The sequence below is a fragment of the Cupriavidus sp. 96C5-1 genome, from assembly GCF_057798855.1.
The window spans coordinates 38,824-50,776 of the sequence record NZ_JBYOJU010000017.1 but is presented as its reverse complement, the minus strand read 5'-3'; the positions used below and the strand labels follow the sequence as shown (position 1 = coordinate 50,776).

Genomic DNA, 11,953 nt, shown 5'->3' with positions numbered 1-11,953 from the left:
GGCGGCGCGGTCTGCCGGCCAATGCGGTTGCCGGTGCGATCCCCGGGCACGGGGATCGCGCCAGTCATGCCTTGCCACGGAGAAATCCATGCAGACCAGCAATGTTCTAGTGATCGGCGGGGCCGGCTTTGTCGGCAGCCACCTGGTGGCCCGGCTGGCGGGCGTTGCCACCGCGTCGAACACGCCGCTCGAGCCCGGCACCGTCGTCGAGCCGCCGCTCGACCCCGAGCGCATCGTCGTTGCCACCCGCGATGCCGAGCATGCGCAGCACCTGCTGCTGCTGCCACGGGTCGAGGTGATCGAGCTGGACGTGAAAGACGAGACCGCGCTGGATGCAGCCGTCGGCACGCTCGGCACCGACGGCATCGTGGTCAACCTGGTGGGCGTCCTCCATGGCGAGCGCGCCGAACCCTACGGCGCCGCCTTTGCCGCGGCCCATGTGGACCTGCCACGGCGCATCGTCGAAGCCTGCCTGCGCACCGGCGTGCGCAGGCTGTTGCACATGAGCGCGCTGGGCGCCGGCAGCGCCGGCCCTTCGATGTACCTGCGCAGCAAGGGCGACGGCGAGCGCATCGTGCGCGAGAGCGGCCTGGACTGGACCATGTTCCGGCCGTCCGTGATCTTCGGCCCCGACGATCATTTCCTCAACCTGTTCGCCAATATGCAGCAACTGGCCCCGGTGGTGCCGCTGGCCTGCGCGCAGGCGAAGTTCCAGCCGGTCTATGTGCAGGATGTGGCGCAGGCCTTCGTCAACGCCATGGCCACCATGGCGACCATCGGCCGCGCCTACGACCTGGCGGGGCCGCAGGTCTACACGCTGGAGGAACTGGTGCGCTTCGCCGGCCGCGCCAGCGGTAACCCGCGCCCGGTCCTGCACCTGCCGGACGCCCTGGCGCGCGTGCAGGCGGCCATGCTGGAGCATATGCCCGGCGGCCCGGTGATGTCGCGCGACAACCTCGACTCCATGCAGCTCGACAACGTCATGACGGGGCCGATCGCGCCGGAGCTGGGCCTGGCCCAGCCGGTGGGGCTCGAAGTCGTGATGACCGACGTGCTGGCGGGCCGCGGCCACGAAAGCCGCATGCAGGGACTACGGCGCAGCATCTATCGCTGAGCGGCAGGCGGCGCAGGGGAGGGCTGGCGGGGCGTCCGGCCGCTGCCCGCGCCATGTGACCTGGATTCACATCGCTGCGAGCGCAATTCGCTTGGAGGGGGCTGGGACCGCTCGCTACAATGATCCGTTCGCCGGCGTGCGGTCCAGCCCGCTTTTTCGCGGACGGCTTGCCCCGGCCTCTCTCCTCCCTACGTCTCCTGCAAGGATCTCGCGATGAAGCTCGTCATCGGCAACAAGAATTACTCGTCCTGGTCGCTGCGCCCCTGGCTGCTGATGCAGCATGCCGGCATTGCGTTCGAAGAGATCAAGGTGCGCCTGTTCACGGCCGGGTTCGATGAAGCGATCGCGCGTTACTCGCCAGCGGGCAAGGTGCCGGTGCTGGTCGATGGCGACGTGACGGTGTGGGACACGCTGTCAATCGCCGAATACCTGGCCGAGCGTTTCCCGGAGAAGCAGTTGTGGCCGGCCGATCGCGCCGAACGGGCGCTCGCGCGCTCCATCTGCGCCGAGATGCATGCGGGTTTCGGCAACCTGCGCAGCCAGTTGCCGATGAACGTCACCGCGGTGCTGCCGGGCCGCGGCTGGAACGTGGCGGTGCAGCGCGACGTCGACCGCATTGCCGCGATCTGGTCCGGCCTGCGCGCGCGCCATGCCGGCGCCGGCCCCTTCCTGTTCGGCGCTTTCACCATCGCCGATGCCTATTTCGCGCCGGTGGTCAGCCGGTTTGCCACCTACGGCATCCACTTGCCCGAGGCGGCCAAGCGCTACGCGGACTTTGTCCTGGCGCTGCCGGCCATGCAGGCATGGATTGCCGATGCGCGCGAAGAGCGGGATTTCCTCGCCTCCGACGAACCCTACCGGCTGGCCCCCGATCGTGCCGACGCGATCGTGATCCACCATTGAGCGAGCCCATGCAGGTATATGCCGTAGGCGGTGCCATCCGCGACGCCCTGCTGGGCAAGCCCAGCCAGGACCGCGACTACGTGGTGGTGGGCGCCACCCCGCCGGCGATGGAAGCCGCCGGCTACAAGCCGGTGGGCAAGGATTTCCCGGTCTTCCTCCATCCACGCACCAAGGAGGAATACGCGCTGGCCCGCACCGAGCGCAAGACCGCGGCCGGCTACAAGGGCTTCGCCTTCTACTGCGCGCCGGACGTGACGCTGGAAGACGACCTGGTGCGCCGCGACCTCACCATCAACGCCATGGCGCAGGCGGTGGGCGAGGACGGCACGCTGAGCGGCCCCGTGATCGATCCCTATGGCGGACAGCGGGACCTGGCCGCGCGGCTGTTCCGGCATGTGTCGGATGCCTTTGCCGAAGACCCCGTGCGGATCCTGCGCGTGGCGCGCTTTGCCGCGCGCTTCGTCGATTTCACCGTGGCGCCCGAGACCCTCGTGCTGATGCGCCGCATGGTGGCGGCGGACGAGGTTGATGCGCTGGTGGCCGAGCGCGTCTGGCAGGAACTCGCGCGCGGCCTGATGGAAGCGCGGCCCTCGCGCATGTTCGAGGTGCTGCGCGAATGCGGCGCGCTGGCGCGCCTGCTGCCGGAACTGGACAGGCTGTGGGGCGTGCCGCAGCGCGCCGAATACCATCCCGAGGTGGATGCCGGGGTGCATGTGATGATGGTGGTCGATACGGCTGCCGCCATGGGTGCCTCGCTGGCGGTGCGCTTCGCCGCGCTGATGCACGACCTGGGCAAGGGCACCACGCCGGCCGACGTGCTGCCGCGGCATATCGGGCACGAGGAGCGCAGCGTGGACTTGCTCGAGGCGGTGTGCAAGCGCCTGCGCGTGCCCACCGATTGCCGCGACCTGGCGCTGGTGGTGGCGCGCGAGCACGGCAATATCCACCGCTCGGCGGAGTTCGGCGCGGCGGCCCTGACGCGTTTGCTGGAGCGCTGCGATGCGCTGCGCAAGCCGGCGCGCTTTGCCGAAGCGCTGCAGGCGTGCGAGGCCGATGCGCGCGGGCGGCTTGGCTTCGAGGGCCGCGATTATCCGCAGGCGCAGCGGTTGGTGCAGGCGCTGGAGGCGGCTTCGTCGGTGGATGCCGGCGCGGTGGCGCTGGCGTGCGCGGGCAATGTCAGCCTGATCAAGGGCCGCGTGCATGCGGCGCGGGTGGCGGCGGTGGAGGCGCGGCTGGAGGCGTAGGGGGCTTGCCGTGCCGGAAAAAAACCGGCGGCTGCGCTTGCCGTGGCGCCTGGCCAAGCCACCCCTCTCCTCCCGAGGGGAAGGGGAGTCGACGCCATCGTCATGCAGGCGTTTTTGGCGCATCCTGTCCGCTTCGGCAAATGCCGCCGGTTTGCTAGAGGGCGGGCGCACGCAGGAGCGATATCCGTCCCGTCGCCGCAGCATGCCCGGCCGCTACAGCAGCTTCCCGATCACCAGCGCCACCATGGACAGCAGGATCGTCGACGCAAACGGCAGCATGAAATCCCGCCCGAACAGCCGGAACCGTAGGTCTCCCGGCAAGCGCCCAAGCCCCAGCTTCTGCAGCCATGGCAACGCCGCCGACAGCACGATGACGGCCAGGAAGATGGTGAAAGTCCAGCGCAGCATGGTGCGTGCCTGAAGGGTGGGGTGGATGCGCGGACTATAGCGCGTGGCTGCGGTCGCCGCGTGCGAATCCTGCCAGGGGCAGGGCCGCGTCGAGGCCGCGGGTCAGCGCGATGACCTTGAACAGTTCGCCCATCTCGGCTTCCGAGAGCAGCTTCTGCACCGCATTGGCCGCGGGCAGGAAGCTGCGCGTGTCGTTGGGGTCCAGCGCCATCAGCAGTTCGGTGATGCCGGCATTCATCAGGAAACGCGCCTGCGAGGCGAAGCCGGCCACGGTCAGCCCGGCATCGGCGGCGGCATGGGCGATGCCGCTGAAGTTGACGTGGGCGGTAATGTCCTGCAGGCCGGGATAGAGGAAGGGGTCCGGGTGGGCGTGATGGCGGTAGTGGCACATCAGCGTGCCGCCGACGCGCTGCGGATGGTAGTACTCGGCGGCGGGGAAGCCGTAGTCGATAAAGAACGCCGCGCCGCGCGCGAGCATCGACCCCACCGCCCGCATGAAGCCCTCCGCCTCGGCGTGCGTCTCGGTGACGATGTCGTGGTCGCCGGCCACGGCATGCAGCGCCTCGGGCAGGGCGCCGGCCGCCAGCGGGCGGTCGGCGAAAGCGAAGGCGGGTGCCGTCTCGCCGGCCCCGGCATCGGTTTCCTGCCGGATCACGCCGCGCTCCAGCCAGCGGCCATGGCTGCGGGCGAACAGACGCACAGGCATGGCGTCGAGCACTTCGTTGCCGACGACGATCCCTTCGAAATGCCCGGGCAAGGTATCCAGCCAGCTCACGCGCGGCGCCAGGTGCGGCGCGCGGGCAGCGAGGGTGGCCTGCTGGCGCGCGCGCAGCTCGCCGGAGAGTTCGACGATGGCGTAGCGCTCGGGCAACTGGCCCTCCTGCTCCAGCGCCAGCAGCAGGTCGGCCGCCAGCCGGCCGGTGCCCGCGCCGAATTCCAGCACCTGGCCCAGCCCCTGCGCCAGCAGCGGCGCGAACTGGCGCGCCAGGGTGCGGGCGAAGAAGGGGCTGAGTTCGGGGGCGGTGATGAAGTCGCTGCCGTCGCGCGCATCGCGGCCGAACTTGGCGGCGCCGCCGCTGTAGTAGCCCAGGCCGGGCGCATATAGCGCAAGCGCCATATAGCGGTCGAAACCGAGCCAGCCACCGGCTTCGTCGATGGCCTGGCCGATGTGCGCGCAGAGCGCTGCGGACGCCGACAGTGCGTCGGCGGGGGGAAGGGGTAAACTAGCGCCTTTGTGCATACCGCGATTGTAGCAATGCCTGCCTCCGAATCCCCCGACTCCGCATCGCCTGCCGGCGCTCCCGCCGACGCAGCCTCCGCCACGGCCGCCCCCGCGCGCGGCGTTGCCCTCGTGACCGGTGCCGCCCGCCGGCTCGGGCGCGTGATCGCGCTGGAGCTGGCTGCCCGCGGCTGGGACGTGGCGGTGCACTGCCACCGTTCGCTGTCCGAGGCCGAGGCGCTGGCCGGACAGATCCGCGCCGGCGGCCGGCGTGCCGCGGTGCTGCAGGCTGACCTCGCCGACGAAGCCGCCACCGCGAAGCTGATCGCCGCCTGCGGCGAGGCGCTGGGCGTGCCGACCTGCCTGGTCAACAATGCCTCGCTGTTCCAGTACGACGTGGCCACCAGTTTTTCCTATGCCTCGCTCGACACCCATATGCGTACCAACGTGGCCGCGCCGCTGTTGCTGGCGCGCGAGCTGCACCGGGCGCTGTCGGATGCCCAGCGCGGCGTGGTGATCAACCTGCTCGACCAGAAGCTGGACAACCTGAACCCGGATTTCCTGTCCTACACACTGTCCAAGGCGGCGCTGCAGACCGCCACCGTGCAACTGGCCCAGGCCCTGGCGCCGAAACTGCGCGTGGTGGGCGTGGCGCCCGGCATCACCATGGTCTCGGGCGACCAGTCCAGTCCCGGCTTCCGGCGCGCCCACCGCATGACGCCGCTGGGGCAGTCGTCCACCCCCGAGGACATCGCGCAGGCCGTGGCCTACCTGGCCGAAGCACGCGCGGTGACCGGCACCACCCTTTACGTCGATGGCGGCCAGCACCTGATGCCGCTGGCGCGCGACGTGATGTTCCTCACCGAATGACGTATCCGGCGCGTGCGGCCGGGCCGCGCGCGCTTACTTTTTCTTTCTCCCTCCCATCATGACCATGCTCGCCGCCCTCTCTCACCCCAGCCTGCAGGACTGCCGCCGCATGTTCCTGCGCAACTACGAAGTGCAGATCAATATCGGCGTGCACGAATTCGAGAAAAAAGGCGAACAGCGCGTGCTGGTCAATATCGACCTGTTCGTGCCGCTGGCCCAGAGCACGCCGCAGGAAGACAAGCTGCAGGAAGTGGTGGACTACGACTTCATGCGCAGCACGGTGGCCGAGCGCATGGCGCAAGGCCACGTGCACCTGCAGGAAACCCTGTGCGACGACGTGGCGCGCGCCATGCTCAAGCACCCCAAGGTGCGCGCCGTGCGCGTCTCGACCGAAAAGCCGGATGTCTACCCGGACTGCGATTCGGTCGGCGTGGAAGTCTTCCACATCAAGAGCGAATAAGCCTGTCCCCGGCGGCCCGCGCGCCCCGCGCGGGCCGCCGGCTCACGGTAAAATACGCGGTTGCCCGGCCCTGCCGGCTCTCGCGTGTGATGTAATTGCCGCATCGCGGGCCGCCTTGTCCCTCGCCCCATCGCTTTCTTCGCTTCGTCGCCCCATCGCCATGACCGCCACCACGCATTCCAAGAACTTCTTCCGCCTGGAAACCCATCTCCAGTCGCAGACGGGCCGGGCCATCGGCGATTTCAAGATGATCGAGGACGGCGACACCGTGCTGGTGTGCCTGTCGGGCGGCAAGGACTCGTACACCATGCTGTCGGTGCTGATGGCGCTGCAGAAGCGCGCGCCGGTCAAGTTCAAGCTGATCGCGATGAATCTCGACCAGAAGCAGCCGGGCTTCCCCGCGCACATCCTGCCCGCCTACCTGAAATCGGTGGGGGTGGAGTATGTGATCGTCGACGCGGATACCTACTCCATCGTCAAGGAGAAGGTCCCCGAGGGCAAGACCACCTGCTCGCTGTGCTCGCGCCTGCGCCGCGGCGTGATCTACCGTACCGCCAAGGAGCTTGGCGCCAACAAGATCGCGCTGGGCCACCATCGCGACGACATCATCCAGACCTTCTTCCTGAACCTGTTCTTCGGCGGCAAGATGAAGGCGATGCCGCCCAAGCTCGCCACCGACGACGGCCAGCATATCGTGATCCGTCCGCTGGCCTACTGCGCTGAGAAGGACATCGCCGCCTACGCGCGCGCCATGGAATATCCCATCATCCCGTGCAACCTGTGCGGCTCGCAGGAAAACCTGCAGCGCAAGAAGGTCAAGGAGATGCTGGTGGAGTGGGAGCGCCAGAACCCGGGCCGGACCGACAATATCTTTGCCGCGCTGCGCAGCGTGGTGCCCTCGCACCTGGCCGATACCGAGCTGTTCGACTTCAACGGCCTGGCCACGGGGCTGGCCAAGGTGGATGAGAACTCGCTGTTCGGCGAGACCACCTTCTCCCAGCAGCCCCTGGTGTTTGCCGGCGGCATGGAAGAGAACAAGCTGGAGTTCGTGCGCTTCGAAAAATCCGCGCCGGCCAGCCCGGAGCAGGCCGGCGCCGAATAAGCCAGCGGCGCACGCCAGCCCGCGCGGGCTGGCTCAGTTCTCCGCGCGTGCCGGGTTTGCCGCCGCCGCGCCGGAGGGGCGCTCGCGCATCAGCGCATTGGCGTCGTCGATCCATTTCCGCAGGCGCTCGGCGGCGTGGCTCTTCTGCTCCGCCGTGGCCAGGTTGGCGATGGTCGCGGTGAGGGCAAGGCCTGCCTCGTTATCTGCCTCGCGGCGCGCGTTGCGCTCCTGGCCCGGCGGGTTCTGCCAGTGGTCGCCGTAGCGCTTGAGCATGGCGAGGACCTGGGCCTTGGGCGGATGCTCCGCCTGCACCTGGCGCACCAGCGCCAGCCATTCCTGCTGGCGCTTGATGCGCTCGGCGTAGCGTGCCTCGGCGCCTTGCGCCACGGGCGCGATGGCACGCCGGATGGTGGTTTCCTGGTCGCTCGAGAAGCGCCCATAGATCAGCCGCGCATAGTCCATCACCTTGTCGAAGCGGGCCTCCTCGCGCGCCTCCGGGTCCGGGCGCAGGTATTCCTTGCGGTATTTGGCGTTGGCATCGGCGAATTTCTTTTCCATGCGGGCGATCTGCTCGGGCGTGAGCGTCAGCAGCAGGTCGGCCACGTCCGGCGCGCAGCGGTCGAAGGCCACGCGCGCCAGGCGGTGGGCACCGTCCTGGATCCTGCCCACCGCCTCCGCGGAAACCGGCTGCTGCACCATATTCCTTGCCCGCCCCAGCAGGCCGGCGATTTCGGGCAGCTGGTCCGTGCGGTGCCAGGCGAAGAAGCGGGCGATGGCGTCGCGGGTGAGCGGCTCCTGGGCGGCGGAGACATCCACATAACTGTCGATCCACCAGTAGGCCAGGCGGTCGCCTTGCTGATAGCCCAGCTTCATGGCATTGCAGGCCGTCAGCCCGAGCACCGCGCAGGCCAGCAAGAGACGCCGCAGCCGCTCCCCTCGCAGGAAGGGAAATGGCGCCAAACGGCGAAAAACCCACATGATAGAATCCTTTTCCGCACGTCCAGGCGCCCGTTTGCGCGCGCTATCCCCGACCGGCGCAGGCGCGATCGCCTGTCCCGGGGGCCGGGCCGGAACCGGGGCCAACGCTGCAGACCTCCGGCCTGTCCGAGAGGGAGCTTCAAACAGGTTTTTGGACACACTCACTTAGGACCCTCCTTGTGAATATCGTCATTCTCGCTGCAGGCATGGGCAAGCGGATGAACTCCGCGCTGCCCAAGGTGCTGCATCCGCTCGCCGGCCTGCCGCTGCTTGCGCATGTGATTAATACGGCACGCAAGCTGTTGCCGACACGGCTGGTTGTCGTGGTCGGGCATGGGGCCGAGCGCGTGCGCGAGGCGGTCGGTGCCGACGACGTCGCCTTTGCCCTGCAGGCCGAGCAGCTCGGCACCGGCCACGCCGTGGCGCAGGCGCTGCCTTTGCTGGACGACAGCCAGCCCACCCTGGTGCTCTACGGCGACGTGCCGCTGACCGAGGCCTCCACGCTGCAGCGGCTGGTGGCCGAGGCCGGCAGCGAGCGCTTCGGCATCCTCACCGTCGAGATGGATGATCCCACGGGCTACGGGCGTATCGTGCGCGAAGCCGGCAGCATCGTGCGCATCGTCGAGCAAAAGGATGCCACCGAGCCGCAGCGCGCCATCCGCGAAATCAATACCGGCATCATCATGGCGCCCACCGGCCACCTGCGCCGCTGGCTGTCCACGCTGCGCAACGACAACGCCCAGGGCGAGTATTACCTGACCGATACCGTGGAGCGCGCGGTAGCCGACGGCATCGAGGTGGTCTCGGCCCAGCCCGGCGCGCTGTGGGAGACGCTGGGCGTCAACAGCAAGGTGCAGCTCGCCGAGCTCGAGCGCATCCATCAGCGCAATCTGGCGCAGCGCCTGCTCGAGGCCGGCGTGACGCTGCTGGATCCCGCGCGCATCGACATCCGCGGCGAACTCACCTGCGGGCGCGATGTCACCATCGACGTCAACTGCGTGTTCGAAGGGCGCGTGCACCTGGAAGACGGTGCGCACATCGGGGCCAACTGCGTGATCCGCAACAGCACCGTCGCGTCGGGCGCGCGGGTTCAGCCCTTCTGCCATTTCGAGGACGCCAGCGTTGGCGCGCAAGGCCGCATCGGCCCCTATGCGCGCCTGCGCCCCGGCACGGTACTGGGCGAGGACGTGCATATCGGCAACTTCGTCGAGGTCAAGAACAGCCAGTTCGGCGCGCACAGCAAGGCCAACCACCTGGCCTACGTGGGCGATGCCACGATCGGCTCGCGCGTCAATATCGGCGCCGGCACCATCACCTGCAACTACGACGGCGCCAACAAGTTCCGCACCGTGATCGAGGACGATGTCTTCATCGGCTCCGATACGCAGCTGGTTGCGCCGGTGACGGTGGGGCGCGGCGCCACCATTGGCGCCGGCACCACGCTGACCAAGGATGCGCCGGCAGACAAGCTGACCCTGTCGCGCGCCAGGCAGATGACGCTCGATGCCTGGAAGCGGCCGGTCAAGCAGGCCAAGAAATGAACCCGGCCACCGCCTGGCCGGGCTGAGGCCTGGCGGCGGTGGCAATCCGCGGTGGGCGGCATTGCCGTCCCCGCGCCAATTATCCGGTGCGGCAATGGCCGCACCTTGTGGGAGAAGACTATGTGCGGCATCGTCGGCGCGGTTTCCACGCGCAATATCGTTCCTGTCCTGATCGAAGGCCTGCGCCGCCTGGAGTACCGCGGCTATGATTCCTGCGGTGTGGCGGTGGTGCGCGAGGGCGCGCTCGAGCGCGCCCGCACGGTATCGCGCGTGGCCGACCTTGACGAGCAGACCCGCGCCTCCGGCCTGTCTGGCCTGACCGGCGTGGCGCATACCCGCTGGGCCACGCACGGCAAGCCCGACACCACCAACGCCCACCCGCACTTTTCGGGCGAGACCATTGCGCTGGTGCACAACGGCATCATCGAGAACTACGAGCCGCTGCGCGAAGAGCTGCGCGCCGCCGGCTACGGTTTCGAGTCGCAGACCGATACCGAGGTGGTCGCCCACCTGATCCACCAGGTCTACACCTATCCCAGCAGCGCCACCCGCGGCGACCTGTTCGCCTCGGTGCGCGCGGTGACCAAGCGCCTGCATGGCGCCTATGCCATCGCCGTGTTCTCCAAGGACCATCCGGAGCGCGTGGTCGGCGCCCGCGCCGGCTCGCCGCTGGTGGTGGCGCTGGGCGAGAACGAGTCGTTCCTGGCATCCGACGCGCTGGCCGTGGCCGGCACCGCCAACCGTATCATCTACCTGGAAGAGGGCGACGTGGTGGAGATCACCCGCGAGGGCGCCACCATCCGCGATGTGCACGACCACCTGGTCGAGCGCGAAGTGCGCGTGGTCGAAACCCACGCCGCGGCGGTCGAGCTCGGGCCGTACCGCCACTTCATGCAGAAGGAGATCTTCGAGCAGCCGCGCGCGCTCGGCGACACGCTGGAAGGCATCGACGCCATCACGCCGGACCTGTTCGGCGAGCGGGCACAAAGCGTGTTCAGCGAGATCGACAGCGTGCTGATCCTGGCCTGCGGCACCAGCTACTACTCCGGCTGCACCGCCAAGTACTGGCTCGAATCCATCGCCAGGATCCCGACCCAGGTCGAGGTGGCCAGCGAATACCGCTATCGCGAGACCGTGCCCAATCCGCGCGCGCTGGTGGTGGTGATCTCGCAGTCCGGCGAAACCGCCGACACCATGGCCGCGCTGCGCCATGCCAAGTCGCTCGGCCACGCCCACACGCTCGCGGTGTGCAACGTTGCCACCAGCGCCATGGTGCGCGAGACGGAGCTGCGCTTCCTGACCCGCGCCGGCACCGAGATCGGCGTGGCCTCGACCAAGGCCTTCACCACCCAGCTCGCCGCGCTGTACATGCTGACCATCGCGCTGGCCAAGGTGCGCGGCAAGATCACGCCCGAGGCCGAGGCCGCCGCGCTCACCAACCTGCGCCACCTGCCGGTCGCGCTGCATGGCGTGCTGGCGCTGGAGCCGCAGATCATCGCCTGGTCGGAAGACTTCGCCCGCCGCGAGAATGCGCTGTTCCTGGGCCGTGGCCTGCATTACCCGATCGCCCTCGAAGGCGCGCTCAAGCTCAAGGAAATCTCCTATATCCACGCGGAAGCCTATCCCGCCGGCGAACTCAAGCACGGCCCGCTGGCGCTGGTGACCGAGGCCATGCCGGTAGTCACGGTGGCGCCCAACGACGCCCTGCTCGAGAAGCTCAAGTCCAATATCCAGGAAGTGCGCGCCCGCGGTGGCCGGCTCTATGTGTTCGCCGACAGCGACACCCATATCCAGTCCACCGACGGCATCCAGGTGATCCGCCTGCCGGAGCACTACGGCGACCTCTCGCCGATCCTGCACACGGTGCCGCTGCAGTTGCTGGCCTATCATACGGCCTGCGCACGCGGCACGGACGTGGACAAGCCGCGCAATCTGGCGAAGTCGGTCACGGTCGAGTAAGGTGGGCCGCCGGGGAGGCCCGGCGGCTGGCACGGCCGGCCGGGTTGTACGCGTTGGCATGATGGCTGGAAGCGCGGCGCGCAACAGCGGCCGAGGGCGGGCCATCCCGTCTGCCGCCTTGCCGACGCGGGCCGGCCTGGCTTGCTGCAATCCTC

At 68.7% G+C, this 11,953-nt stretch carries 11 protein-coding genes; 8 read left to right on the top strand and 3 right to left on the bottom strand.

Annotated elements, in window-relative coordinates:
- The first annotated feature begins 88 nt into the window (after nucleotides 1-88).
- The 3 genes from AC3FOF_RS19415 to AC3FOF_RS19405 all read left to right on the top strand — a co-directional run bounded on the left by AC3FOF_RS19415 (nucleotide 89) and on the right by AC3FOF_RS19405 (nucleotide 3,261).
- Complete coding sequence (locus tag AC3FOF_RS19415; RefSeq protein WP_488727514.1) at nucleotides 89-1,114, top strand: complex I NDUFA9 subunit family protein; 1,026 nt, start codon at nucleotides 89-91, stop codon at nucleotides 1,112-1,114.
- A gap of 213 nt (nucleotides 1,115-1,327) precedes the next feature.
- On the top strand, nucleotides 1,328-2,017 hold the full coding sequence (locus AC3FOF_RS19410) for a glutathione S-transferase family protein (RefSeq protein WP_488727513.1): 690 nt from the start codon (nucleotides 1,328-1,330) through the stop codon (nucleotides 2,015-2,017).
- 8 nt (nucleotides 2,018-2,025) lie between these two features.
- Nucleotides 2,026-3,261, top strand: a complete 1,236-nt coding sequence (locus AC3FOF_RS19405) for a multifunctional CCA addition/repair protein (protein ID WP_488727512.1) — start codon at nucleotides 2,026-2,028, stop codon at nucleotides 3,259-3,261.
- 213 nt (nucleotides 3,262-3,474) lie between these two features.
- Here AC3FOF_RS19405 and AC3FOF_RS19400 read toward each other — a convergent pair whose 3' ends face one another.
- Together AC3FOF_RS19400 and AC3FOF_RS19395 are read right to left on the bottom strand one after the other, a co-directional pair.
- Nucleotides 3,475-3,669, bottom strand: coding sequence for a DUF2905 domain-containing protein (locus AC3FOF_RS19400; protein WP_017224937.1), 195 nt, complete (start codon nucleotides 3,667-3,669; stop codon nucleotides 3,475-3,477).
- Nucleotides 3,670-3,703: 34 nt separating this feature from the next.
- Entirely contained in the window at nucleotides 3,704-4,909 is a 1,206-nt protein-coding gene (locus tag AC3FOF_RS19395; protein WP_488727511.1) for a class I SAM-dependent methyltransferase, read from the bottom strand.
- A 15-nt stretch (nucleotides 4,910-4,924) separates the two neighbouring features.
- On the opposite strand from AC3FOF_RS19395, the gene AC3FOF_RS19390 reads away from it, so the two are divergent.
- The 3 genes from AC3FOF_RS19390 (at nucleotide 4,925) to ttcA (ending at nucleotide 7,320) form a co-directional block, all read left to right on the top strand.
- The gene (locus AC3FOF_RS19390) at nucleotides 4,925-5,758 is read left to right on the top strand and encodes an SDR family oxidoreductase (protein ID WP_276266445.1); all 834 of its coding nucleotides are present in this window, start codon (nucleotides 4,925-4,927) and stop codon (nucleotides 5,756-5,758) included.
- A gap of 58 nt (nucleotides 5,759-5,816) precedes the next feature.
- Complete coding sequence (locus AC3FOF_RS19385; protein WP_035810337.1) at nucleotides 5,817-6,218, top strand: dihydroneopterin aldolase; 402 nt, start codon at nucleotides 5,817-5,819, stop codon at nucleotides 6,216-6,218.
- A 160-nt stretch (nucleotides 6,219-6,378) separates the two neighbouring features.
- Nucleotides 6,379-7,320, top strand: a complete 942-nt coding sequence (gene ttcA / locus AC3FOF_RS19380) for a tRNA 2-thiocytidine(32) synthetase TtcA (RefSeq protein WP_017226191.1) — start codon at nucleotides 6,379-6,381, stop codon at nucleotides 7,318-7,320.
- Between the two features lie 33 nt (nucleotides 7,321-7,353).
- Here the strand turns inward: ttcA and AC3FOF_RS19375 are convergent, their stop codons facing one another.
- Nucleotides 7,354-8,298 (bottom strand): DUF6279 family lipoprotein, encoded by a 945-nt coding sequence (locus AC3FOF_RS19375; protein ID WP_276268994.1) that lies wholly within the window; start codon nucleotides 8,296-8,298, stop codon nucleotides 7,354-7,356.
- A 179-nt stretch (nucleotides 8,299-8,477) separates the two neighbouring features.
- On the opposite strand from AC3FOF_RS19375, the gene glmU reads away from it, so the two are divergent.
- Together glmU and glmS are read left to right on the top strand one after the other, a co-directional pair.
- The gene (glmU, locus tag AC3FOF_RS19370; RefSeq protein WP_488727510.1) at nucleotides 8,478-9,839 is read left to right on the top strand and encodes a bifunctional UDP-N-acetylglucosamine diphosphorylase/glucosamine-1-phosphate N-acetyltransferase GlmU; all 1,362 of its coding nucleotides are present in this window, start codon (nucleotides 8,478-8,480) and stop codon (nucleotides 9,837-9,839) included.
- Between the two features lie 120 nt (nucleotides 9,840-9,959).
- The gene (glmS, locus tag AC3FOF_RS19365; RefSeq protein WP_276268992.1) at nucleotides 9,960-11,798 is read left to right on the top strand and encodes a glutamine--fructose-6-phosphate transaminase (isomerizing); all 1,839 of its coding nucleotides are present in this window, start codon (nucleotides 9,960-9,962) and stop codon (nucleotides 11,796-11,798) included.
- The last annotated feature ends 155 nt before the right edge of the window (nucleotides 11,799-11,953 follow it).

What these genes read in the sequence shown, in the direction of transcription:
- AC3FOF_RS19415 (WP_488727514.1), top strand. Translation starts at nt 89, where the DNA reads ATGCAGACCAGCAATGTTCTAGTGATCGGCGGGGCCGGCTTTGTCGGC.
- AC3FOF_RS19410 (WP_488727513.1), top strand. Translation starts at nt 1,328, where the DNA reads ATGAAGCTCGTCATCGGCAACAAGAATTACTCGTCCTGGTCGCTGCGC.
- AC3FOF_RS19405 (WP_488727512.1), top strand. Translation starts at nt 2,026, where the DNA reads ATGCAGGTATATGCCGTAGGCGGTGCCATCCGCGACGCCCTGCTGGGC.
- AC3FOF_RS19400 (WP_017224937.1), bottom strand. Translation starts at nt 3,669, where the DNA reads ATGCTGCGCTGGACTTTCACCATCTTCCTGGCCGTCATCGTGCTGTCG.
- AC3FOF_RS19395 (WP_488727511.1), bottom strand. Translation starts at nt 4,909, where the DNA reads ATGCACAAAGGCGCTAGTTTACCCCTTCCCCCCGCCGACGCACTGTCG.
- AC3FOF_RS19390 (WP_276266445.1), top strand. Translation starts at nt 4,925, where the DNA reads ATGCCTGCCTCCGAATCCCCCGACTCCGCATCGCCTGCCGGCGCTCCC.
- AC3FOF_RS19385 (WP_035810337.1), top strand. Translation starts at nt 5,817, where the DNA reads ATGACCATGCTCGCCGCCCTCTCTCACCCCAGCCTGCAGGACTGCCGC.
- ttcA (WP_017226191.1), top strand. Translation starts at nt 6,379, where the DNA reads ATGACCGCCACCACGCATTCCAAGAACTTCTTCCGCCTGGAAACCCAT.
- AC3FOF_RS19375 (WP_276268994.1), bottom strand. Translation starts at nt 8,298, where the DNA reads ATGTGGGTTTTTCGCCGTTTGGCGCCATTTCCCTTCCTGCGAGGGGAG.
- glmS (WP_276268992.1), top strand. Translation starts at nt 9,960, where the DNA reads ATGTGCGGCATCGTCGGCGCGGTTTCCACGCGCAATATCGTTCCTGTC.